Raw genomic sequence first — 24,460 nt, 5'->3', positions numbered from 1 at the left:
CTGCACTGCGGACTTATGACAAAGAGACACAGAAATCAGACACCCCACTCCCCACTCCCTGCCATCTGATTTCATAGACATTTAAAGATGAACAAGGTATAATAAAAGGAAAATAAGAGGCTGTCTGCCAGACAGCCCCATTTATTGAGGAGGTTTTCATGGATTTAAGAGAAAAAATGAGAAGCGGAAAGCTTTACGACTGTGTTGATGACAGCCTGGTCGCAGAGCAGACCGCCTGTCTGGAGATTCTTTATGACTTCAACCAGACCCGCCCGTCAGAAGGCCAAAAACGGCAGGATACCTTAAAAAAGCTCTTTGCAGAAATCGGAAAAAACTGCTACATAGAGCCCCCTCTCCACGCCAACTGGGGAAAGCACGTTCACATGGGAAATGACGTTTATGCAAACTTTAACTTAACCCTTGTGGATGACGCCGATATCTGCATCGGAAACAACGTCATGTTCGGCCCTAACGTTGTGGTGGACACGGCCGCCCATCCCATCCGCCCCGATATCCGCAAAAAACAGATCCAGTTTAACGTACCCGTTACCATCGAAGACAACGTGTGGGTCGGAGCCGGAGCCATCATCCTTCCAGGGGTCCGCATCGGGGAAAACAGCGTAATCGGAGCCGGAAGCGTGGTAACAAAGGATATCCCCGCCAATGTGGTAGCCTATGGAAGCCCCTGCAGGGTCATAAGAGAGATCGGTGAACGGGATATGAAGTACTATTTTAAGGACTGGGAAATCGATTTAGACCAATAGTCTCACGTCTCTGCTTTTCTGCTTTCAAAGTAAACAAACCGGTCAATGGCATCTAAAATATCTATAAAATCTTCCCGGGGAGCCAGATCAATGTATTGCTTTAACAGCTCCCCTTCCTGCTTTTTATATGGCCCGTAAAAAATATCGTACAGGTTATGGCCCCTCATATAAATCTTGAATTCCTCCATATGGGCCTTTAATTCTTCCGCTGACTCCAAATCCTTGCCTATCACCTCCACCAACTGCTTTCCGCTCTTTAGGCGGTTAAGATATTCCTGCCATTTATCAAACAGGGTTTGGTAGAATGATTCTTCATTTTCCACCACGCCAAGGTCTGCCATGACTTTGGGATTGAGGAAGTAATTCTCAAAGGAATAGTATTTTAAAATAAGCACATTTCTTCTGGTAACCTTTGGAAGCTTATCAATGTCCTCTGTGCCGCGATCGTCATAGTACCGGCAGAGCTGGCCTGCCAGTTCCTCCGGATTTTTTCCATCCCCATCCCGGATCATCAGGAACTGGTCCCTTAAGTAGACCTGATTCATGTACTTTAAATTGGCATAGGTCTTTATATTGGTACAGCTATTGGTGGTGATGATGGAGATCCGGGATAAGTTTCCTTCTTTATCATAGATCTCCGAATAATATTTTTCCAGCAAAAGGGGCAGACGGCTCTTATCCTGTTTGCCCTCTACAATGAACACAAAGCTGACTCCTAAAAAATCGTTGGCGCCATAGCCTAAATCATCCAAAATGGCATCAATATCGGTTCTGTCCCTGACAACGGAATAACCGCCCCGGTCCAGAACCACCTGACGGATCTGGCGGCTGGTGAAGTTAAAGAGCATGCCAGGGGAATGGGTGGTAAATACCACCTGATTCTTCTTGGATAACCGGTAAAGGATCTCACTGGATATTTTCTGAAGCTGGGGGTGGAGGAAAATCTCAGGATCCTCTACGATAACAACGCTGGGGATCCGTTTTTCATCATCCGTGTATGTCTCCAAAAGTGACAGCATGTAAAGGCTTTTCATGCCATTGCTTAAGTTGTTTATGGGATTAAGCTTCCCCCGTTCCACATGATAGGTCTCTGCCGTAACTTTGAACATCTCACAGGGATTGCAGTTTAAGGAAAACCGGATCTCCTCGTATCCTCCATTTTTTCTGTAGTTTTCATTGACCTTTTTGGCAAAATCATTTAAGTTCAACTGATACATCTTATATTCCAGAAGCTTTGCGGTCTCATAGATCTGCAGCTCTTCCGGCTTCTTCTGGTTGATCAGCCCGATGCATTTAAAGCACTGGTTGCATTCCCTGGCACCGTCAAACATGCAGACATGGGTCCTTAGCTTTACCAACTGTTCATCCTCCTGGAAAAGCAGCAGATCATTCTGAAACTGGTCTAAATCCCGTTCCGAATCAATGTAATAAAGCCTGGGGAAAATATCCCTGATATACCGGTTGTTCTTCCGGTATCCATCTTTAAACCGGACCACCCCGTTCCAGTTTATCTGATAGGTGAAGGTCAGGCTCCCATTACGGTAAGAAGGCAGCTTTGTTTCAAAATCATGGAGCCATGCATCAAACCGCTTGTACTGGCTCACCACCCCGCCCCTGTGAAAGGAGGCTAAGTCCTCCGGCGTGATGGCCAGGGTCATGGCTATCTCTATATTCTGCTTTTTCTCATTAAAATCCTCTTCCGTAACCTCATAGGCTCCCGCTGCTGCCCGGATGGCATCTAAGATCCCTGTTTTTCCCGTATTGTTTTTCCCTACCAGTATCAGGGCATTTTCCACACCTTGGATTTCCATCTCCCGTATGGATTTAAAATTCTTAATATGTACCGATGTTATCTGCATAAGCCTCTCCTTTATAAAACCCAGTATAAAAGGCGGACAGGAAAATTTCAAGTTCTGCCTGAAAAAAAATCACACTGTCCCTTCCTTTGTGTCATAGTATAGATTATATTATTTTCACAGGAGTGGTTCCTATGTTTGATCCTTATCTGGTGCTTACACCTCTGCACTATATTTATCTCATCGGCGTCATTGTGATCCTGGCCGTTATGGTTCTCCGAAAGGATACGCCCCTGGTATGTATCCTTTTTCTCTTCATCCTTGGCCTTGTGGGCCTTGGATCCCTGACCGGAGGCATCATGACCGTATTCAACGCCATCCTGTATGCTTCCAGGGAGTTTATGGAAATCATTGCCACCATCGCCCTTGTCACTGCCCTGTCCAAATGCTTAAAAGACTTAGGAAGCGATTATCTGATGATGATCCCCATGTCAAAGGTCATGAAATCCCCCTCTCTTACCTGGTGGATCCTGGGGGGCACCATGCTGGTATTTTCCCTCTTTCTCTGGCCCTCCCCATCCGTGGCTTTGGTTGGGGCCATTATGCTGCCCTTTGCTGTCAGGACCGGTCTGGATCCTCTGGCAGCCGCCATGGCCATGAACTTATTCGGCCATGGGATCGCTTTAAGCTACGACTTTGTCATCCAGGGCGCTCCGGCCATTTCCGCAACAGCGGCCTCCATCTCGGCCTCTGACATTCTGACTAAAGGACGGCCTTTGTTTCTGGTAATGGGTATTGTTACCGTTGTTTCCGCATATCTGTTAAACAGGAACGAGATCGCTGCCTGCTGCCAGGAAGTCCATATCCAGAATACGGAAGAACGCCATGATACCGGAGCAGCCGCCATCACAATGGCTATTTTGACCCCTCTGTTTTTCCTGGCCGACATCCTTCTTATGCTGGCTTTTGACTTAAAGGGAGGAGACGCCACCAGCATGGTTTCCGGCACAGCCGTCTTGGTCATGTGCATTGGGGCATTTTTAGGCTTTGGAAAGCATTCTCTGGAAAAAGTGACTTCCTACGTTACCGAAGGCTTTCTCTTTGCCATACGGATCTTTGCTCCCGTTATCATCATCGGGGCATTTTTCTTTTTAGGAGGAGAGGGGATCTCATCCATTATGGGAGAACAGTTCCAGAGAGGAATTATGAATGACTGGGCCATCTGGCTGGCTCATAACGTGCCTCTTAACAAATATATGGCCGCATTTTTCCAACTGGTGATCGGAGGCTTAACGGGCCTTGACGGCTCGGGCTTTTCCGGTCTTCCTCTCACCGGAGCTCTGGCACACACCTTTGGCACGGCAGTGGGGGCCTCGGTCCCTGTTCTGGCTACCCTTGGACAGATTGCCGCGGTTTTCGTCGGCGGAGGAACCATCGTTCCCTGGGGACTCATACCCGTTGCAGCCATTTGCAGCGTAAATCCTCTGGAACTTGCCAGAAAAAATCTTCCTCCGGTCATGATCGGTTTTCTCGCTACTTTTATTGCCGCCTGTTTTCTGTTATAGATGATCCAGCTTTAAGGAGGGATTTCCATGTGCGGAATTGCTGGTTTTTACAATCCGGATCGCGATTACCTGAAAGATAAGTCCTATTACGAGAATATCCTGGAAGAAATGTCAAAAACTCAGAGACACCGGGGACCTGACGACTCAGGAATCTGGCTCTTTAAGCAGGGGGGCATGTCTCATGCCCGTTTATCCATTATTGACTTAACCACCGGCCGCCAGCCCATAAAAAAAACGGAGGCAGGCAAAACCTTTGGAATTGTATACAACGGAGAAATTTACAATACAAAAGAGCTTCGCCAGGACTTGGAGAAGCGGGGCCATTCCTTTTCCACCACCTCTGACACAGAAGTGATTTTAACCGGATATATGGAATACGGACCTGATTTTGCGAAGCAGCTAAACGGCATTTTTGCCTTTGCCATCATGGATCCATTCCGGGAACGCTTATGCCTCTGCCGGGACCGTTCCGGCGTAAAGCCTCTCTTTTACACCATCCGTGACGGAGAGATCATCTTTTCTTCGGAACTGAAAGGAATTTTTGCGTATCAAGGCATCCAGCCTGTGTTAGACCGGAAAGGCTTAAACGAGATTTTCTCCCTGGGACCGGCCCACACCTGCGGATGTGGGGTTTTTAAGGATATTAAGGAAATACTCCCGGGGCACATGCTTCTCTGTTCCAGGGACGGCTTCCGCCTGAAATGCTACTGGAAGCTGGAAAGCAGACCCCACGAGGACAGCTATGAAGAAACCGTTGAAAAGACTTCCTTTCTGGTCCAGGATTCCATCCGCCGCCAGATGGTTTCCGACGTTCCCATCTGCACCTTTTTGTCAGGGGGATTGGATTCCAGCCTGGTTTCGGCGGTTTGTGCATCAGAGCTTAAGAAGCAGGGCAAAAGGCTTACCACCTTTTCCTTTGATTTTGTTAACAACGACAAATTTTTTAAGGCCAGCACCTTTCAGCCCTCCCTTGACCGCCCCTTTGTGGATCAGATGGTGAAATTTCTGGATTCCGACCATCATTACCTGGTGTGCGACAACGTGACCCAGGCTGACCGGCTTTATGACTCCGTTCTCGCCCACGACTTACCGGCCATGGGGGACATTGACTCTTCCCTGCTCCACTTCTGTTCCATGGTCAAAGGGTATAATAAGGTGGCTCTGACCGGAGAGTGCGCCGATGAAATATTCGGAGGATATCCCTGGTTTCATAAGGAAGAATGCTTTAAGGCACAGACCTTCCCCTGGACCATGGATTTGGGGACCCGCAAGGCAGTCTTAAAGGATGACTTCCTGGACTATCTGAAAATGGATGAATATGTGATGGAAACCTATGAAAGATCTGTGGCGGAAACGCCTGTCTTTCCTCAGGATAATCCCACAGAGGCAAGAAGAAGAGAGATTTCCTATCTGAACCTCCGCTGGTTTATGCAGACCCTGTTAAACCGCATGGACCGTGCCAGCATGTATTCCGGCCTTGAAGCCAGGGTCCCCTTTGCAGACCACCGGATCATTGAATACGTATGGAATGTTCCCTGGGATATGAAAACAAGGGACGGGGTGGTTAAAAATCTTCTCCGTCAGTCCGGAAGGGGACTTCTGCCTGATGAGATCCTGTTTCGCAGGAAATCCCCCTATCCCAAAACCTATGATACCAATTACGAGGCGCTTTTAATCCAACGGGTAAGGGAAATGATGGACGGCAATTTTGCTCCTGCCATGGAATTTCTGGATAGGAAGAAGCTGGAAAGACTTTTAACCAGCCCTTCGGATTACGGAAAGCCCTGGTACGGCCAGCTTATGGCAGGCCCCCAGATGCTTGCTTATATCCTTCAGATCAACTATTGGCTGGAAAAATACCATATCTCCGTAGAATAAAGTCAAAGAGGTGCAAAAGTCCCACAAATGACCTTTGCACCTCTTTCCTGACCTTTTATTCAATCTCTTCCAGGATTCTTCCCATATCCGATGTGTCGCCGATGAGTATGGCGCCCACCAGCCTGCCGGCTTCATAATAATAAGTCTTATAAATCTTCTTATTCTCATCCTTTTCCCTGCGTATCTCATAGGTTTTTCCAGGATCTTTTCCTGGGTCTCCCACTGCAAACAGGGAGGTATCCATACCATTGAAGGTGAGGGCGGCTGTGACGGTTTTATAGGAAATCCTCTCTCCGGCAGCATTGGCTCCTGCTGCCTTTCCCATCTCCACGGCCTGAGGCCAGATGGCGTAATTGATTCCTTCATATTCCGCACAATCTCCGCATGCATAAATGCTGGGTACGGTTGTCTCCATGTGTTCATTTACCATGACTGCCCGTCCGGATTTTGCCCCGGCATCTTCTGCCAGGGATACATTGGCCCTTACTCCAGCGGATATGACCACCAGATCTGCCGGCAGGACCGTGCCATCCTCCAGGCGGACGCCTGTTACCTTGTCTCTGCCTTCTATCTCCTGGGTTGCTGCCTGAAATTTCACATCAACCCCCTTTTCCAGAATAATGGTTTTTAAAAACTCACCGGCTTCTTCATCAAGCTGACGCTTCATAAGCTGGTTCCCCTGCTCCAATACCATCACAGAAAGGCCTGCTCTTTTAAGCTCCCAGGCTGCCTCAAGCCCCAGCACTCCGCCGCCGATGACCACGGCCTGTTTTGATGTGGAAAGAAGGGAATTGATCTTCTCAATATCGGAAAGGCGCCGTATGCCAACTACCTCCTGTTTTTCATTTCCCGGTATGGGAGGTATGAAGCATTCCGATCCCAGAGCATAGATGCATTTGTCATACTTCAGCCGGATCCCGTCGTCAAAGGTGACCTCCTTTTCCCTGGTATCGATCTTTTCCGCCCGTTTTCCCGTAAGATTCAGGATGCGCCTTTCTTCATACCATGCGGGATCATGAAGAAGCAGCTCTTCCCTGTCCTCCTTGCCCATTACGGATTTGGTCAGCATGGGCCTTGAATAAGGCAGACAATCTTCTTTTGTCACCATGACAATGGAACAGGTGGAATTTCTCTCCCGGATGGTCTCCGCTGCACTGACTCCTGCCGCACCGTTGCCCAGTATAAGGTATAGTTCTTCTGTATCTTTATGGTAGTTTCTTTCTTCCTCCTCATAAGGAACAAAATTTTCCGAACCCACTCCGCATACCGGACAGACTTCATTTCCTTCCTCAAATACAGCGCCGCACACCAGGCATTTGACCATTCTTTTCTTGCCTTTTTCCATGTAAAAATACCCCCTTCTCACGTCTTTTCTGTAAGTACAAGCTTCATTTCTGATACTATCATAACATAGTTTTTTACGATTTCAAGCTCCTTTCCGTTAATAATTCGTAAGCTTAGAAAGAAAACCTTAAAGCAGAAGACCGGTGTTTTTATGGTAAAATATCCACGAAAGCAATGAGCAGTGCGAAACAGAGTGTGACAGAATTTTCGTCGTGCCCGCACGTAAGAAAATTCTGCCACACTCTGTTTCACATGGCGAATGCCCGTGAGGGAGTAAAACCTACGGTTTTACTCCCTGCACTGCGGACTGAAAGAGGAATCATAATGAAAAAATACACCATTGGAGAAGTTTCCAACCGCTTAGGCTTAAGCCGGGATACCCTTCGCTTTTATGAAAAAAAGGGAATCATACAACCGGAAAAGCAAAAAAACGGCTACCGAACCTATACATATGAGGATATTAAAAAGCTTTCAAGCATCATGTTTTACCGAAGACTTAACTTCAGCATCGAGGATATTGGCCGGATCCTGTATAAAAGCTCCTTTCCTTCCTACTGTTCCATGATTCAGGAAAAAATTGCAGAGGAAAAACATCAGGTAGAAAAGCACAGGCAGTCCCTCATCCATCTGACCCATTTACAGAAGCACTATAAAAACGTGGAAAAATATTTAAACCGCTATGACTTACGTCCCATGCCCCCCTATTACCAGATGCCGGACAACCGTTTCATTAATCAGACAGGCATCTCGGATTTATGTTATACCTTCCAGGAATACCGGATCCAGGACCATTGTGCGGACCAGGTAAACGAATTCTTCATGATCGAAGAAGACACTGCCTCCATCATGAAAATGAATCAGGCATTAAACGGCTACCCCTTACTAAAGCAGGAACGCTGCGTATATACCGTGGTGGCCTCAGACAGCCTTGTTTTAAAGTCACAAGCCGTTTTAGACACAGCAGACTGGGCAAGGCAAAAAGGATACTCTCCTATGGGCATTGCCTACAGCGGCCACTTATTAAGCTGTGCCTTCAAGGATATTGCAAAGGAACACCAGGAAATAAAAGCAGATACACCCATCAATTACATAGAAGTGTATCTGCCGCTTCATGCATAAAGAAAGCTTCACTGCCTTCCTTTATGCGCCGTCCTTATGATCATCTTCGCTTTTCTCCTTTAAAGCTGGCTTAAACGCCGTGCTGTAAAGGTACGGAACCAAAACCGTAGAAACATTTCTGTGCTTTCTGAGCCTCTGCATAATGAAGTAGGTGGTCTGGTTATGGAGAACATTGGCAAACCAGCTCTCTTCCATAAAACGGGACATAACCACCGTGATCATTTCTCCCGGAGGCAGATCAGCCTCTTTTTTGCTGATGTACTCTTCCACCGGCTCAATAAGCTCCCGGTAAGGCGACATGATGACCTCAAGAGGTACATCAATGCCAGTTTCCTTCCATTTTTTCTGAAGCTGCTGGCATTGCTTCTCATCCGTTGCTACGTGAAGGGCAACCACATTGGAAGTGATTAAATTTGCGTAATTCAGTGCTTTCAGCACGGAACGGTTAATTCCTCCGGTCAGAACAATGCAAAGATTGGTGTCATGACTGGTGCTTTTGTGATAATGGGACATGAAATCGTTGACCACCAACTGCTGGCCCACAAACTGATAATGGGTATCAATGCGGTGCATGATATATACAATAATCGGTATGACAATGGCCAGGGCCCAGGAGCCCTGGGCGAATCTGGTTACAAATACGATTACCGTTCCGGTACCCGTCATAAGGGCACCCAGGCCGTTTATAAACATTTTATGCAAATAACCTTTTCCCTTCACCCGGATCCATCTGGCCACCATTCCGCTCTGGGACAAGGTAAAGGACAGAAAGACTCCAATGGCATAAAGAGGAATCAGATAATGGGTTTCCGCGTTAAAAACAATCAGCAGCAATGCCGCCACAAAAGAGATGAATAAGATCCCATTGGAAAAGCTGAGCCTTGTCCCCCTGTGCATGAACTGACGGGGCACAAATCCATCGGCAGCCAGAATGGCCAAAAGCGTCGGCAGGCCATTATATGCCGTATTTGCTGCCAATAACAAAATAAGGGAGGTGGCAAACTGCAGAATGTAAAACATGGGGCCCTGCCCGAATATTGCCATGCCAAGCTGGGAGATCACCGTTTTCCCCTCTAAGGGAATGATCCTTAAGGAAGTGACCAGCAGCACTGCACCGCCGAAGATGGCCACTATGATTCCTACCAGAATAAAAAGCACGTGCTTTGCGTTTTTCTGTGACGGTTCACGAAAGCTTGGGACCGCATTGCTCACTACCTCTACTCCTGTCAGAGCCGAGCAGCCGGAAGAAAACGCTCTGAGAAGAAGGAACAAGGAAACAGTCCCGGCCCCTCCTGAAACAGACTGCAGCTTTTCCGAATAATGGACCGGCGCCAAATTCCCGGTTATCAGCTTTGCAAAGCCGGTTATAATGAGAACCAGCATGATGATGATAAATGCATAAGTAGGGACTCCGAACAGCTTGGAGGACTCTCTCATGCCCCTGAGATTAAGGAGCGTAACGATGCACAGGAAAAGCAGGGCAAACAGAAGGCGGTAATCTGCAAATTCCGGAAAAGCGGAAATAAGCGCCGCCGTTGCCGCCGACAGGCTGACTGCCACCGTCATCACGTAACCGATGATCAGGGAAGATGCGGCTACCATTGATGCGCCCCTTCCGATGTTTTCGGCAGATACGATATATGCACCTCCACCGTTGGGGTAGTTTGCAATGATCTGGGAGTAGGAAACGGCCAGAACTAAAAACAGCAGTATAATGGGTGAGGTGACATACCCAAGGTAATTGACCGCCGACAGTCCCAGGACGGGAACCAGAACCAGCAGCATCTCTTCAATCGCATAGGCCACTGAGGAAACCGCATCGCTTGCCATAATGGGTACACCCCAAAACGGTCCCAGCTTTTCTCCTTCCAGATCATTGCTCTTTAAGGTATTTCCCAACAATATATTTTTTATCTTTCTCTTTGAACCCATTTCTAATATCCTCTCTTGATAAACTGTCTTTCCATAATTATAGTATAGCCAATTGTTTCAACATCAATAAAAATATTCCTGATGCATCATAGGCTCAAATTTATGGATTGTCAAGTGGATATCCCCTTTTCCGGCCGTTAAAAACCGTTACAATTTTGGGTGCCATAAAAGAAAAAGTGCCCCCTCTGCAGATTTCTGCCTGCAGAGAAGACGCTTTTTTGTTCTGTCATGTTCCGTTTTTTGAAGTATTTCTTCGAGGAATAAGTAAGACTCAGGAATGCAGGCTTTCCTCATTTACAAGCCTGAACCTGTTTACTGGAAATATTTCACGCCGGATTCAAAAATCTTCATATCCTGCTCTCCATAAATGTTCATGGCAACCGCCTCACCCCGGCGTTCGGAATGAGCCATCTTGCCAAGGATCCGCCCGTCCGGGCTTGTAATTCCCTCAATCGCCATGTAAGAGCCGTTAGGGTTCCAGCATTCATCCATGGTAGGGCATCCCTTGTCATCCACATATTGGGTCGCCACCTGGCCGTTGTCAAACAGTTTCCTGATCCATTCCTCATTTGCCACAAACCGCCCTTCCCCGTGAGAGGCCGGATTGCAGTATACACCGCCTAATTCCGCTCCTGAAAGCCAGGGAGACTTATTTGTGACCACTTTTGTATAAACCATCTTGGAAATATGGCGGCCAATGGTGTTCATGGCCAGTGTGGGAGAATCCTCCCTCTGTGACCTGATCATTCCTTCCGGCACAAGTCCCAGCTTGATCAGGGCCTGAAAGCCATTGCAGATTCCCAGCATTAGGCCATCTCTTTCCTGTAACAGCTTTCCGATCTCTTCCTTGATCACCTGGCTCCTGAATAAGTTGGCAAAGAACTTGGCAGAGCCGTCAGGTTCGTCCCCTGCAGAAAATCCTCCGGGAAACATGACGATCTGGGCTCTGGATATTTCCCTTCCGTAAGCTTCCACAGATTCCCGGATGTCCTGGGCCGTCAAATTCCGGAAAACTTTAGTCACCACATTGGCTCCTGCCCGTTCAAAGGCCTTTGCACTGTCATACTCACAGTTTGTACCAGGGAACACGGGAATGAACACATTGGGTTTTGCCACCTTGTTCCTGCAGACGTATATATCCTTTGTGTCATAAAGCATCTCTGCCACAGGAGCCTTTTCTGTTCCTGATTCTGTAGGAAACACGTCTTCCAAAGGCTTTGTCCATGCTTTAAGCGCCTCATCAATCCCTATGGAGGTGCTGCCATATTCAAATACCCCCGTATCAGTCACTTCACCGATGACGGTATAGGAAACCGCCAGTTCCCCAAGCCTTCCTTCGGGAACCTCACATAAGATATTTCCCCATCCGGCCTGGAAGAAATCTCTTGGGTCCACGTTGTGTTCAATCTTTACGCCCTTCCGGTTTCCAAAGGCCATTTTGCTCACCGCCTCGCAGATTCCATGGCCCTCTACGGCATAGGCGGATATGATCCGTCCTGCGCAGATATCCTCAAACAGCGCTTCATATCCCTTCATGACCTGGCTGTATACAGGAAGATCATAGGAGTCCTTTGCAACCCGGAATACCGCGATCCTGCTGCCCGCCTTCTTAAACTCCGGCGAAATAATATGCCTTTGGTCCGCAACATTCACGGCAAAGGAAACAAGGGTAGGCGGTACATCAATGTGGCGGAAGGTACCTGACATGCTGTCCTTTCCTCCAATGGAAGGAAGGCCGAATCCAATCTGGGCGCTGTAAGCTCCAAGGAGGGCGGAAAAGGGCTGGCTCCAGCGGGCCGGGTCCTCTGTCATCCTGCGGAAATACTCCTGGAAGGTGAAACGGATCTTTCTGTAATCCCCGCCTGACGCCACAATCCTGGCAACAGAGGACAATACTGCATAAACTGCGCCGTGATACGGGCTCCAGCTTGATAAATAGGGATCAAAACCGCAGCTCATCATGGTGACCGTATCCGTTCTTCCATGAAGCACCGGAAGCTTTGCAACCATGGCCTGAGTTTCTGTCAATTGGTATCTGCCTCCATAGGGCATGAACACGCTTCCCGCCCCTATGGAACTGTCGAACATTTCCACAAGCCCTTTCTGGGAGCATACATTTAAGTCGGAAAGCAGCTTTAACCAGGCTTCCCTGACATCAGGGATCTCCTGCCCCACAAAAGCGCCCCCTTCCCTGCCGGGAACCTCCACAACTACGGAAGCCTCCTGATGGGCCCCGTTGGTGTCTAAGAACGGGCGGCTGATGTCCACAATGGTCTTTCCTCTCCAACTCATTACAAGCCTTGGTTCTGACCTTACCACTGCCACTGCCACTGCTTCTAAGTTTTCCTCTGCCGCATAGGCCAGGAACCGGTCTGCATCCTTTGGATCCACCACAACTGCCATACGTTCCTGGGACTCGGAGATGGCAATTTCCGTGCCGTCAAGTCCTGCGTACTTTTTGGGTACCTTATCCAGATCGATCCGCAGGCCGTCTGCCAGCTCTCCTATGGCAACCGCCACGCCGCCGGCACCAAAGTCATTGCATTTCTTAATGAGCCTGCTCACTTCTTCCCTGCGGAACAAACGCTGTATCTTGCGTTCTGTGGGCGCATTTCCCTTCTGGACCTCTGCCCCGCATGTCTCAATGGAGGCTTCCGTATGGACCTTAGAGGAGCCTGTGGCCCCGCCGCAGCCGTCCCGTCCGGTACGGCCTCCAAGGAGAATGATCATATCCCCCGGATCCGAGGTCTCCCGGATGACGTTCTTTCTTGGGGCAGCACCCAGGACAGCCCCTATTTCCATTCTCTTTGCCACGTAATCCGGATGGTAGATCTCTTTTACATATCCGGTGGCCAGACCGATCTGGTTTCCGTAGGAACTGTAGCCGCTTGCTGCGCCGGTCACGATCTTTCTCTGAGGCAGTTTTCCTTTTAATGTCTCATTCAAAGGCCTTGCAGGATCAGCCGCTCCGGTCACCCGCATGGCCTGGTATACGTAGGTACGGCCGGAAAGGGGATCCCGGATGGCTCCTCCAAGGCAGGTGGCCGCACCACCGAAGGGTTCGATTTCCGTGGGATGATTGTGAGTCTCATTTTTGAAATTCACCAGCCATTCCTCTTCCACCCCATCGATCAGGACCGGAACCACAATGCTGCAGGCATTGATCTCGTCGGACACCTCTAAGTCTTCCACCTTTCCCTCCATGCGAAGCTTCTTCATTGCCAGAAGAGCCAGATCCATCAGGCATACATACCTGCCGCTCTTTCCCTTTAAGACTGCTTCCCTGTCCGCAAGGTACTGCCTGTAGGTATCCTCTATGGGCTTGCGGTAGTCTCCTTCTGTAAATGTCACATCCTTTAATTCCGTCTGGAACGTGGTGTGGCGGCAGTGATCCGACCAATAGGTATCCAAAACCCGTATCTCCGTCATGGACGGATCCCTCTGTTCCTCATTTTTATAATAATTCTGGATATGAAGGAAATCCTTAAAGGTCATAGCCAGATTTAATGCTTCATATAATTCCTTTAATGACTCTTCTGGAAGCTCCTTAAAACCGTCAAAAATGATCACATCCGCCGGAGTTTCAAACACTGCAGCAAGAGTTTCCGGCTTTCTTTCTTCTGCCTCTCTGGAATCTACCGGGTTAATGCAGAAGGCTTTAATATCTGCCACCTGATCTGACGTAAGAGCGCCGGAAATCACATAAGTGGTGGCAGACCTGATCACAGGCTCCTCATCTTCCTTTAACAGCTTCACACACTGCTCTGCAGAATCGGCCCGCTGGTCAAACTGGCCCGGAAGGTATTCTACGGTAAAAACCACATCCCCTTCCTTTTTCGGGAAATCCTCTTCATACATCTCATCTACGGCCGGCTCTGAGAAAACAGAGGTAAGAGCCAGCCCATAGACTTCATCGGACAGGGCTTCCATATCGTAGCGGATCAGCACCCTCACGCCGGTCACCGTATTGATACCAAGATAGCCTGTGATTTCCTCTCTTAATTCATTTGCCTTTACGGCATAGGCCGGTTTTTTCTCAACATACACTCTTCTTACACTCATGATTTCCTCCTTGCAAAAGCTCCCCATAGTTCATCAGGGCAGGAACTCCCTGTTAATTTCATGCATTCATCATACCACAGATTATATAAATTAGAAAAATTAATATATCTTATGTTATTAATCAGTGTGGTTAATATTTCATTTCACCGCCAGAAGGAAACCGGCAACAGCCCCATATATCATCCGGTTCCTTTCATCTTCGACATTTTTCGACAAAATTCGTCATTATTTTATAAAAATACTTGAAAAATTGAAAAATATGCAATATAGTAATAAAAGATTTTTTTACAAAGGAGCGCTAGATTTTATGGATCTTAATCAACAACTAAGGGACTTATCCCGGAAATATTCATTTGAAAACCCTCGCTTAAAAACAGAGGAACAAAGTCCCCATCTGGAAATAAGCCTGCAGCTTAACGAAGAACACATTGAAAAGTTCATTGAAAAGGCCGGCCAGATCAACTCTATTGTGGAATCCTGCGCCAATATGGTCATCATCTTTGACGCTTCCCTTTCAAAGGAGGTCCTTATGCAGACTTCCCTGCGCTGTGCCGGAAGAGACAGGCTGTATATCCGCACCACCCCTTCCATGGTGAAAATCCTCATTGAGACATTGTTTGATTAAGTACCGGTTCAAGAGAAGCAAGGCAGCTTAAAAGGCTTCCTTGCTTCTCCTGTTCTCCCCCTCTTATGAAAGAAGGAACTCTCTTCATTCTTCTACCATATGGGATGTATCATTCATTTCCAACAGCATGAAATCTTCTGTCAGGGGACTGTAATTGACCGTTGTAATGCTGGCATTTTCCACAATAATGCTTTCTACTTCAGGATCATTACGCACCATATAGGAAACCAGGTAAGCAATGGTGGCCCCGTGGGAAACCATTGCCACATCCTCTCTTCCGCCGGTGATCTTTAAAATCTCCTTTATGGCCTCCACGCAGCGGCTTATGACCTGATCCTGGGTCTCCCCGCCCGGAGGAGCCACCTCATCAGGGTTTAAAGACCATAGCCTGTACTCCTTTGGATAGGCTTCCATGATCTCTTCCCATGTCATGCCTTCCCATTTTCCGAATTCCACCTCAATAAGCTGGGGCATGGGGCAGATCTTTACCTTCTGCCTGCTGCCGATCCTTTGGGCTGTTTCCATGGCACGGGTCAAAGTGCTGGAAAAGATCCTGGAAACCGGATGGGAATCCATACCCTTTGCCAACAGCTCCGCCTGCCTGCGTCCCGCTTCATTAAGGGGAATGTCATGGCTCCCCTGGATCCTGCCCTGGATGTTCCAGTCGGTCTGTCCATGGCGTATCAGATATATTTTCATCTCATCTCTCCCAGTCTCTTATTCTTCGTAATCGTAATCTTCAGCCTCTTCATCCTCAGTGATTTCAATGCCTTCCACTCCTGCCAGAGCTTCTAAGTCCATGGTTTCGGCATTCATGCTCATGGCGTCCATTGCCATTTTCATGATCCCTTTTATTTCCTCCACGGTCATCTTCATCTTATCCGCCAGTTCTTCCACCGTGGCCTCCCGTCCCAACTCCCCGGAAAGGACCTGTGAAACCTGCTGAAGCACGTTTACCCGGGCAGACAGCTCTTCCTCTGTCTGATGGGCTGACTGCTGCTCCTTCACGGCCGCTTCAAGGGCTTGCCTGATCCTTTTGCCGGTAAAGCTCTCAAACGCCTCTTCCCCCTTCATGGCGGAGTACTCCTCCACAGCCATCATAAGGGCCATATTGGCTTCCTGGACCAGATCCGTCATAAGCACGCCTCTGCCGTCATATTTCCCGGCATATTCCAGGGCTGTCCGCAGATTTCCTTCCACAAGCCTTTTCTTCGCATCCTTCCTGCCCTCTGCCGCTTCCTTTAAAAGCCTTTCCTCTTCTTCCCTGGTACAGGGAAGGATATTTCCCATCTCTTCCAGATACATCTGGTAAAAATCATCATGCATACTCTTATTCTGCTCCTTCTTTTTCATAGCCTGTTCCTTTGCCCGTTAATATACCGCACCCCAGGAAATTTGTCAAACGCCTTTACAAACCAATCAGATCCGTGATAGAATATCCATATGTTTATAAGGAGGACTAATAATGGATATAAATTATGAACTTTATAAAGTCTTTTACCACGTTGCCGCCACCCTAAGCTTTTCGGAAGCGTCCAAACAACTTTTCATCTCTCAGTCGGCAGTGAGCCAGTCCATTAAGGTGCTGGAGAAAAAATTGAATCAGACTCTTTTTGTCCGAAGCACGAAAAAGGTCCAGCTCACTCCGGAAGGAGACATCCTCCTAAAGCACATAGAGCCAGCCATCAACCTGATTCAAAAGGGGGAAAACCAGTTACTGGAAGCCAATACCCTAAACGGCGGCCAGTTGCGCATCGGCGCCAGCGACACCATCTGCCGCTATTATCTGGTCCCATATTTAAATAGATTTCATAAGACCTACCCCAATGTGCACATTAAAGTCACCAACCAGACCTCCATTGAATGCGCTCATCTTCTGGAAACCGGGCAGGTGGATTTTATCATTACCAATTATCCTAACTCAGGACTTTTAAGCTCCCAGAACACCCGGGTCATCAACGAATTTTCTGATGTATTCGTGGCTAACCAGGAATATTTTCCTTTAAAGGGGCAGACCGTAAGCCTCCAGACCCTTCAAACCTATCCCATTCTGATGCTGGAGCGAAAGAGCACCACCAGCGAATTCCTTCATCACATGTTCCAGAAGGAACAACTGGACCTGGTCCCTGAAATTGAGTTAAGCAGCAACGACCTCCTGATCGACCTGGCCCGCATCGGCCTGGGAATTGCATTTGTCCCGGATTACTGCATTCCCGAAAATGATAAGGACTTATTCCAGGTAAAGCTTTCAGAAAAGCTGCCTACCCGCCAGATGGTGGTGGCTTATAATGAAAACATCCCTGTTTCCCAGGCTTCCAAGCAGTTCATGGACATGCTTGCCTCCCTATGACAGATATTCCGCTGCCGTCCTTTTATGGATGGCAGCTTTTTTCTGCTGCCAGGGGACCGGTCCCAGGAAGGTCTGCATCCCTGGTCCAAAAGTTCCGGGCCACTTCTTCCACATTTTTTAACTGTACTTCATAATACCCCTCCCATTCCCTTGGAAACAGGGCCTGGTAGTCCGGTTTTAAAAAACGCTCATCCAGCAGGGCAATGACGCCTTCATCCCGGACCGTACGGATCACTCTTCCTGCCGCCTGCATGACCTTGTTCATCCCCGGATACTGGTAGGCGTAATCAAAGCCATTCTGCTCCCTGGCTTCAAAATACCCCTTTAAAATCTCCTGTTCTGTGCAGACCATGGGAAGGCCGGTGCCGACGATGATGGCTCCGATCAGACGGTCTTCTTTTAAATCGATGCCTTCCGAAAATACGCCGCCCATGACACAAAGAGCCACAAAGGAATCCTCCCGCTCCTCTGAAAATTCCTTAAGAAACTCCTCTCTCTCCTGCTCGCTCATGTGGGCGGCCTGGGACATGTAAGTAAACTCCTGTTTCAGCCCTGACCCTTCTTCCAGAATCCCCTCTATTTCTTTCAAATACTGGTAAGACGGCAGAAATACCATGTAGTTCCCTTTGCGGGCTGACACGATCTTTTGCATATAATCCACTACCTTCTGGTATTCCCGCCGGTTTCTTCTTGTATAACGGCTGCTGACATCAGAAGCTACCATGAGAAGCCTTTTCTCCTGATCAAAGGGAGATTGGGCATATACCGCATATTCCTCCTGGTCGCCGCTTAGCAGCTCCTTGTAATACCGGATCGGAAGCAGTGTGGCAGAAAAAAATACAGTGCTGTTTCCCTTGTCCAGACACTCCTTTAAGTTTTTTGCGGGATTTACGCAAAACAGCCTGAGTACAAATCGCCCATCAGGCAAAAGCTCTGTATAGATCCGGTAATTGTCATCCAAACGGTCGTAGATATTCAAAAAGTCACGAAGGTTAAAGTAGAAATCCAGAACCAGATCCTTGTCCTCAAATTCCTCATTGGCTTCCAAAAGCTTTTCCAATTCCCCGAAAAGAGTCATGATGCCTGTCATGAAAAACCGGATATCTTCCAGTATCTGAAAACTCTCGCATTCCCGTTTCATTTCTAAAAGCTCTTTGTTGCACCGCTCCAGCATCCGGACAAGCTTCTGGTTCATAGGCTTTATCACCTTTTTAATAAGAAGAAAGTCCTCCTTATAAACAGCCGCGCTGTACATTTCCCTGGCTCTTGGCACAAGGTTATGGGCCTCGTCTGTCAAAAACAGGTACTCCCCGGAAATGCCTTCGGAAAAATACCGTTTCAGGCGGATATTTGGATCAAATACGTAATTATAATCACAGATGATGGAATCCACCCAGTTGCTGATATCCAGGCAGAATTCAAAGGGGCATACCCGGTGCTCCTTAGCGTAGAGGAGCACCACTTCCCTGGTGATCCCGGTTTCCTTATGGATGATCTCATAGACCGCATCTCCCACCCGGTCAAAATGTCCCTTTGCATAGGGGCAGGCATCGGGATTGCACTCCGGAGTCTCAAGAAAGCACAGTTTTTCCTTTGCTGTTATGGTTACGGAGTTCAAATACAGCCCCTGCTCCCTTAAAATTTCAAAGGCTTCTTCCGCCACCGCCCTGGTTATGGTTTTTGCAGTCAGATAAAACAATTTGTCTCCAAGCCCTTCCCCAATGGCCTTTACGGCAGGATAAACAGTGGAAAGGGTCTTTCCGATCCCTGTGGGAGCCTGGATAAAAAGGTTCCTCTTTCTGGCAATGCTCCGGTAAACGGCCACCACCAGTTCCTTCTGCCCCTTCCGGTAGGGATAGGGAAAGGAAAGCTCCCTTATGGATTCATCTCTTCTTATTCCATGGTTGTATAAATATCTTGCCCATTTAATGTACTCATGAATCAGGCTCTGAAACCAGGTTTCCAGCTCCTCAAAGGATTTTTCCACCTGAAAACGGCGGATCTCCTCTGTTTCAAGGTTGCAGTAGGTCATCTGAATGACGGCCCGGTTTTGCTGATGGTCAAAGCAGTAAAAATACCCATAGCACATGGCCTGAGCCAAATGCACGGGAAAAGGCTCTGTCAAATAGGACAGATCCATATAAATGCCCTTGATTTCATCAACGGTCACTCCTTCCGGCTTCTCAATGATGCCGTCGGCCCGCCCCTCCACCAATATTTGAAACTGATCCGCTTCCACCTCATGCTTCAGTACCACTTCCGCCCTGTAGTCCGCCCCCATGCGGCGCTGGATCTTCCTGTGTATCCGGCTTCCTTCCTGCATGGCGGTCTTTTCAGCCCCTGAAGTCCGCCGGTTATCCAGGTCGCCGGAGCGAAGAACAAGCTCCACCAGATTCCTGACGGATATTTTCAGGACTTTTTTCTCTGCCTCTTCCACTTGGGCAACCTCTCTCTTCCTTCTCCCCTGACTCTCCTCTGGAGTTCATTCCATGGGGAAGCGTTTTGGGGTTCATAGAACATGATTTTCTATGAATAAAAAAAGGGAACTGCAGGCCGTGCGGCATACAATTCCCTTTCTACGTTGCATCTGTTTATGCTGCTGAACAATTTCCTGGAGCTTTCGCCGCCAGAAATGCTTCAAACTCTGCATTTTCCCCGTTGAACTCAACGGTCAAAACCTGTGTCAAATCCAAACTCAATACTCCTAATATAGACTTTGCGTCAATGGTTACTCTATTGTAATACACGTCTATGTCAAAATCACATTTTGCAGCAGCAGCAACGAACTCTTTTGCCTCAGCAACAGTCGGCAACATAATCTTAAACTGTTTCATAATCACAACTCCTTTTTATAATGAAGAAAAAGTTATAGATTATATATATCATGTTTGACATGATTTGTCAAATTATGTTTCATATCCGATTATATGGCCTTTTTTTGTGCATAACCTGTAATTATTTTTGAGGGAACGCTTTGTAGATAAGCATATTTTTGATGAGACAAGTTTTATTTTGGGAATTATTATCTATTATACTTTTCATTCTAATTCAATTTCACAGTTTTGCTTTGCAATTTTCATATAAAACGCCAAATCAAGCCGCCGGAACATGACTTCTGCCCAGAGACTTCCTTTTTCATACTATTCTACCACAAACAGGGGGGCAATAACAGCAGAATAATTTTTTTATTTTTCCCGGAAAACTGTTGCAATTTAAAAGCTTCTATGCTATACTCTCTAAGTGCTCAGGCGGGAACATGACGCCGGTCCAAAGGGGAATAGTTCAATGGTAGAGCAACGGTCTCCAAAACCGTAAATGGGGGTTCGAGCCCCTCTTCCCCTGCTAAAAGTTAAAAGCCGGAATTCCTTATAGATACAAGGTATTCTGGCTTTTTCGTTATCGAAATAATACCTACTGGATTTTTGTATATAAAAATCAACGGACAAAAAACGGACTGGATTTTAAAATATTACTTTAAGGAAAATACTAAGGAGGATTAAGATAATGAAGGAATTAGTAAGTGCCTTAATTGGTGCCCTAGTAGGTGGACTTGTAACATTTTTAACAGAATATCATTTTAGAAGTATTAATAAGAAGGAAGAGGAATCTCATTTTGCATCAGTTTTATACTACGATTTGAAAAGTATTAAGTATTTCGTTAAAAATGAGAGATCATCTGTTGATATACGATATTCCCCACAATGGCAAGACCTTATAAGCAATTGTTCATTTTTAAAAGATTCACAGGTCGAACACTTATACAAAGTTTATGACAGTGTTTACAATTTTGATCACTTTTTCAAAAATAGAAACCAGACACTTGGACGAACCAAAGACAATTGCCTTAAAGATTCTAATTTAGCAGAACACATAGAAAATGAAAACTTTGAATCTATCCTTCAAACATTAAAAAAGCATATTGTATAATTTTTATATTAGGCAGGTCCAGAATATCGGATACCCGCCTATTAAATTTACTCCGCCAGTCCCGGCCACTTCAAGGCCCCATTCTGATCCGGGGTAAGCGTTACTGGCTTAAAATTCTCCCGGGCCCTGTGCACCATCATGATCTGATACATACAATGCACATTCCAGCGGGTGCCCGGCCCTTGGTTCAAAGTAAAAGTCCTGGCCGCCAATCACCTGCCAACCGGTAACGGCGTATCCGTCAGGGTTGAAATAGTACTTATGGCCGTTGATGATCTGCCAGCAGGACTTATAGTAAGTGGTCTTGGAATCAGCATACCACCAGCCATTCTTGTCATGATTCCAGCCGGGGGTATATTCTGCAGGAAATGCTGACCATGTCTTCTTAAATTCTTCTGGGTTTGCGTATACCTTTTTGATCCCAGAAGTAGAACTGCCCCAGTCCGGGAGCTGAAAGTGTGGTTTATCAACCGGTGATTTCCAATTGCCTCCCCATTCTAGTCCAAGGCATACTCCGATGGCACCAACCCTGCCAAAAAAGTTCCCGGATTCATTGTATGCACCCTGCCCGTCATTCCTGAAAATATCGAAAGCGGTTCCCCACTGGTGATAAGAACTGTATGTACTCCCTGGAGCGTTGGTCACAATATTACCTGGAGTTGTTCTGCCCTGGGCATATAATGCGTCCTGCTCCGCAACGGTTCGGTATGTCTCGCCTATCTTGATTATTAAGCCCTGCTTAGAACACTCTTCCACAAGTTTCCCGGCCAGCGTCTGCAGCCGCGGATGACACAAAGTAATGTCTCTCATATTTCATTCCTCCAATTGAAAAAGGCCCAGGATCTCCCAGGCCCGAAAAGTTGTGATGTTACAACCAATATGGGAATTCCCACATCGGATTATTCAGTTTTTAAAGTCTGCTTGATAATCTGGTTTACGTATGTACTTAGGCCTGCAACCAGAACACCCTGTGTAATGGCCGTAAATGCCGCCATAGCAATTTCCTGGCCTGTCTGGCAGGCACTGGTAGCTAAGACATATACGCCGCACAGAACGATTCCTACAGCTCCATTTACCAGAGGAATGTACTTATCTTTGATTGTCTGGCTCTGCTTAATTCCATGCCCCAAAAAGTACAATACCACTGCCACTACAATAAGTTCTGGTTTCACATAATTCATAATCTGTTCCATGTTATTATCCTCTCTTTCCTATTTAACATACTGTGCTAATATAAAAATCAAGCCGGTTGCAAACGAACCGGCCAAGACACCAACAAATGAATTAATCGCTGTTCGTTTTGTGCTGCTCCATGCTTCTCCTGGTGCTGCTTCTAATTTAGCGATTTTATTTCCCTGTATCCCCTGTTCCTTAATCATTGCTTGCATATTCAGAGCCAGTTCTTTCACTGCCAAGACTAATTCCTGGATTGTCTTGCTTTGTTCTTCCTGATCCTCCATGCGGTGTTTCAGGGATTTAATTTCATGCTCATGGGCTTCCAACTTTACGGCAACCTCCGTTTCAGTCATGGCAGCACCTCCGTTTCATTTATTTAGATGCAAGAATCTCCTGTTTCTCGACTTCGGTAATCCAACCCTTGATTACTGCGTTTGCAAGCATAGCGATAGTTAGTGTACCTTTTCCGCCATCATATAATCTCATCAATGTTTCGTACATAATTATCCCTCCAGACTTGATAATACTAACGTGTCAACGGTTGCTTTTAACGATTCATTCTCAGCTTCCAGGGCTGCCACGCGCTCAGTCAGATCTGGCGTGCGGAATACTGCAATCATTACGTCTGCTGTGGTGTCTTCGTAGATTAGATAATCAGACTGCTTTGTCAGCCTCCCGGCATATACTAAATCAGAGCGGTTCCAGTCTGGTTCCACAGATAATCCGATCTGTGTAATGACACCGTTTGCTTTTAAGATAGTTTCAATGCTATCGAAAGAGGCGGCTCCTTTCTGAAATTTGATGGTCCCTCCGTTCTCTCCGAGGTTTACGCCTGCAGGAACTAGGTCAAACTCCCGATCCCCAAATTTGATTTTTTCAATTTTGAAATTATTCATAGATTCCTTTCTGCCTGATTTCAGGCAATAAAAATAGCCCCATAAGGGACTGATTTACAAGTTTCTTTTCTCCACTAAATAGCAATTTGACGGTGGTGAGCAATACCCTGAATAATAAGTTTTTGCTTAATTCGAAGTATTTTGCAGCTAAGCAAGTTGGCTTTTCGAATACTAATGGCAATGACTGGGTAAATGTTAGCTTGTTACAAATGGGCATAACTGGTAAAAAGTTATCAGATATCTGCGCTTCAATGGCATGTATATCGTGGAATACTGGAAATGGCTTTTGGGTTGTATATTGCGCTAAATACGATGACACCACGCTACAAGTCCGGTTTAATGTTCCAATACCGTCAGCATTTCGCGTCACACTTATGTTTGATTTAATTGATGCTTAAATGATCAGTTACCCTACCATAAATAAAAAGCGTACCTGATATCCCACATAAGATTCTGCAGCGTCTTTGACCAATGATAGCTGAGCACTGTTAGCAGCAATTAGTACTATCTTTGGTAGTGTACGTAGATCAGACCATATTCCAGCATCTAGCTGGATTTGGGCTGATAATAAATAAGGTGGCTTACCTCCATTTTGAGTAGGTAAATTCCATACTTGCGTTACAACTCCGGTCAAGTCACCATTTACGACATAGTATGATGATTTGTCAGCTTTCAAAGCTAAATTACTATTTGTCGTATCAAGAGACTGTTTCAGAGCGTACACCAATGCCGCCGTAGGAATCTTACTCGTGCTGTTGTCATGTTGATTCGTTAGCATATTTATGGTCAGCAGCGTGGATTTTATCGCTTTCCAGTCAGCCAAAGATTTCTTAACTTTCCCGAGAAATGTTTTTGTGTTTTCTCCAGCTACAGGATCAGGAAAATTATCAGAAATAGTATCTACGCTCCGAATTTTTGTTCCTGAAATATCTCCATTGGTTTTATCGACTTTAAAGCTGACTTGTGCCAATATTTTTGTGTAAAAGTGTTTTAGTCCTTCACGATTTAAGTATTTAAAATCCATGT

At 46.7% G+C, this 24,460-nt stretch carries 21 protein-coding genes and 1 tRNA gene; 8 read left to right on the top strand and 14 right to left on the bottom strand.

The window, feature by feature from the left end; all coding sequences use genetic code 11:
- Nucleotides 1–158 precede the first annotated feature (158 nt).
- The gene (locus tag ACYVD3_RS07025) at nt 159–764 is read left to right on the top strand and encodes a sugar O-acetyltransferase (RefSeq protein ID WP_460641800.1); all 606 of its coding nucleotides are present in this window, start codon (nt 159–161) and stop codon (nt 762–764) included.
- Between the two features lie 2 nt (nt 765–766).
- On the opposite strand, the gene ACYVD3_RS07020 is transcribed toward ACYVD3_RS07025, so the two are convergent.
- A complete protein-coding gene (locus ACYVD3_RS07020) occupies nt 767–2,623 on the bottom strand; it encodes an ATP-dependent nuclease (RefSeq protein ID WP_460641799.1) in 1,857 nt (618 codons plus the stop codon).
- A 131-nt stretch (nt 2,624–2,754) separates the two neighbouring features.
- On the opposite strand from ACYVD3_RS07020, the gene ACYVD3_RS07015 reads away from it, so the two are divergent.
- Together ACYVD3_RS07015 and asnB are read left to right on the top strand one after the other, a co-directional pair.
- A complete protein-coding gene (locus ACYVD3_RS07015) occupies nt 2,755–4,125 on the top strand; it encodes a citrate transporter (protein ID WP_460641798.1) in 1,371 nt (456 codons plus the stop codon).
- Between the two features lie 27 nt (nt 4,126–4,152).
- Entirely contained in the window at nt 4,153–6,003 is a 1,851-nt protein-coding gene (gene asnB / locus ACYVD3_RS07010) for an asparagine synthase (glutamine-hydrolyzing) (protein ID WP_460641797.1), read from the top strand.
- 55 nt (nt 6,004–6,058) lie between these two features.
- Here the strand turns inward: asnB and ACYVD3_RS07005 are convergent, their stop codons facing one another.
- Entirely contained in the window at nt 6,059–7,348 is a 1,290-nt protein-coding gene (locus ACYVD3_RS07005) for an FAD-dependent oxidoreductase (RefSeq protein ID WP_460641796.1), read from the bottom strand.
- Nucleotides 7,349–7,671: 323 nt separating this feature from the next.
- Between ACYVD3_RS07005 and ACYVD3_RS07000 the strand changes: the two genes are divergently transcribed.
- Entirely contained in the window at nt 7,672–8,466 is a 795-nt protein-coding gene (locus ACYVD3_RS07000) for a MerR family transcriptional regulator (protein ID WP_460641795.1), read from the top strand.
- Nucleotides 8,467–8,487: 21 nt separating this feature from the next.
- On the opposite strand, the gene ACYVD3_RS06995 is transcribed toward ACYVD3_RS07000, so the two are convergent.
- Both ACYVD3_RS06995 and ACYVD3_RS06990 read right to left on the bottom strand, forming a co-directional pair.
- On the bottom strand, nt 8,488–10,398 hold the full coding sequence (locus tag ACYVD3_RS06995) for an APC family permease (RefSeq protein WP_460641794.1): 1,911 nt from the start codon (nt 10,396–10,398) through the stop codon (nt 8,488–8,490).
- A gap of 312 nt (nt 10,399–10,710) precedes the next feature.
- Nucleotides 10,711–14,460 carry a phosphoribosylformylglycinamidine synthase gene (locus tag ACYVD3_RS06990; protein WP_460641793.1) on the bottom strand — a complete coding sequence of 1,250 codons (3,750 nt, stop codon included), beginning with the start codon at nt 14,458–14,460 and terminating at the stop codon, nt 10,711–10,713.
- A 307-nt stretch (nt 14,461–14,767) separates the two neighbouring features.
- On the opposite strand from ACYVD3_RS06990, the gene ACYVD3_RS06985 reads away from it, so the two are divergent.
- The gene (locus ACYVD3_RS06985; protein WP_460641792.1) at nt 14,768–15,085 is read left to right on the top strand and encodes a hypothetical protein; all 318 of its coding nucleotides are present in this window, start codon (nt 14,768–14,770) and stop codon (nt 15,083–15,085) included.
- A gap of 84 nt (nt 15,086–15,169) precedes the next feature.
- Here ACYVD3_RS06985 and ACYVD3_RS06980 read toward each other — a convergent pair whose 3' ends face one another.
- Together ACYVD3_RS06980 and ACYVD3_RS06975 are read right to left on the bottom strand one after the other, a co-directional pair.
- Nucleotides 15,170–15,784 (bottom strand): histidine phosphatase family protein, encoded by a 615-nt coding sequence (locus ACYVD3_RS06980; RefSeq protein ID WP_460641791.1) that lies wholly within the window; start codon nt 15,782–15,784, stop codon nt 15,170–15,172.
- 18 nt (nt 15,785–15,802) lie between these two features.
- Nucleotides 15,803–16,438: a sigma-70 domain-containing protein gene (locus ACYVD3_RS06975; RefSeq protein ID WP_460641790.1), complete on the bottom strand. Its 636-nt coding sequence runs from the start codon at nt 16,436–16,438 to the stop codon at nt 15,803–15,805.
- A 112-nt stretch (nt 16,439–16,550) separates the two neighbouring features.
- Here ACYVD3_RS06975 and ACYVD3_RS06970 point away from each other — a divergent pair, with 112 nt between their 5' ends.
- Nucleotides 16,551–17,435: a LysR family transcriptional regulator gene (locus tag ACYVD3_RS06970; protein WP_460641789.1), complete on the top strand. Its 885-nt coding sequence runs from the start codon at nt 16,551–16,553 to the stop codon at nt 17,433–17,435.
- 22 nt (nt 17,436–17,457) lie between these two features.
- Here the strand turns inward: ACYVD3_RS06970 and ACYVD3_RS06965 are convergent, their stop codons facing one another.
- Entirely contained in the window at nt 17,458–19,872 is a 2,415-nt protein-coding gene (locus ACYVD3_RS06965) for an ATP-dependent DNA helicase (RefSeq protein ID WP_460641788.1), read from the bottom strand.
- 154 nt (nt 19,873–20,026) lie between these two features.
- Nucleotides 20,027–20,269, bottom strand: coding sequence for an HPr family phosphocarrier protein (locus ACYVD3_RS06960; protein ID WP_460641787.1), 243 nt, complete (start codon nt 20,267–20,269; stop codon nt 20,027–20,029).
- A 437-nt stretch (nt 20,270–20,706) separates the two neighbouring features.
- Between ACYVD3_RS06960 and ACYVD3_RS06955 the strand changes: the two genes are divergently transcribed.
- Together ACYVD3_RS06955 and ACYVD3_RS06950 are read left to right on the top strand one after the other, a co-directional pair.
- Nucleotides 20,707–20,777: transfer RNA gene (locus ACYVD3_RS06955), tRNA-Trp, on the top strand.
- A 162-nt stretch (nt 20,778–20,939) separates the two neighbouring features.
- Nucleotides 20,940–21,362, top strand: a complete 423-nt coding sequence (locus tag ACYVD3_RS06950) for a hypothetical protein (RefSeq protein WP_460641786.1) — start codon at nt 20,940–20,942, stop codon at nt 21,360–21,362.
- Between the two features lie 108 nt (nt 21,363–21,470).
- Here the strand turns inward: ACYVD3_RS06950 and ACYVD3_RS06945 are convergent, their stop codons facing one another.
- The 6 genes from ACYVD3_RS06945 to ACYVD3_RS06920 form a co-directional block, all read right to left on the bottom strand.
- Nucleotides 21,471–22,172, bottom strand: coding sequence for a M15 family metallopeptidase (locus ACYVD3_RS06945; protein ID WP_460641785.1), 702 nt, complete (start codon nt 22,170–22,172; stop codon nt 21,471–21,473).
- Between the two features lie 89 nt (nt 22,173–22,261).
- Nucleotides 22,262–22,555: a phage holin family protein gene (locus ACYVD3_RS06940; protein WP_460641784.1), complete on the bottom strand. Its 294-nt coding sequence runs from the start codon at nt 22,553–22,555 to the stop codon at nt 22,262–22,264.
- A gap of 18 nt (nt 22,556–22,573) precedes the next feature.
- Nucleotides 22,574–22,891: a hypothetical protein gene (locus tag ACYVD3_RS06935; RefSeq protein ID WP_460641783.1), complete on the bottom strand. Its 318-nt coding sequence runs from the start codon at nt 22,889–22,891 to the stop codon at nt 22,574–22,576.
- Nucleotides 22,892–22,910: 19 nt separating this feature from the next.
- On the bottom strand, nt 22,911–23,039 hold the full coding sequence (locus tag ACYVD3_RS06930) for an XkdX family protein (protein ID WP_460641782.1): 129 nt from the start codon (nt 23,037–23,039) through the stop codon (nt 22,911–22,913).
- Nucleotides 23,040–23,041: 2 nt separating this feature from the next.
- Nucleotides 23,042–23,434 carry a hypothetical protein gene (locus ACYVD3_RS06925; protein WP_460641781.1) on the bottom strand — a complete coding sequence of 131 codons (393 nt, stop codon included), beginning with the start codon at nt 23,432–23,434 and terminating at the stop codon, nt 23,042–23,044.
- A gap of 406 nt (nt 23,435–23,840) precedes the next feature.
- Nucleotides 23,841–24,458, bottom strand: coding sequence for a hypothetical protein (locus ACYVD3_RS06920; RefSeq protein WP_460641780.1), 618 nt, complete (start codon nt 24,456–24,458; stop codon nt 23,841–23,843).
- Between the last annotated feature and the right edge of the window lie 2 nt (nt 24,459–24,460).

Source organism: Lacrimispora brassicae, from assembly GCF_054772055.1.
Note: the sequence above shows the minus strand (reverse complement) of the source record. Positions and strands in the feature narration are given on the sequence as shown.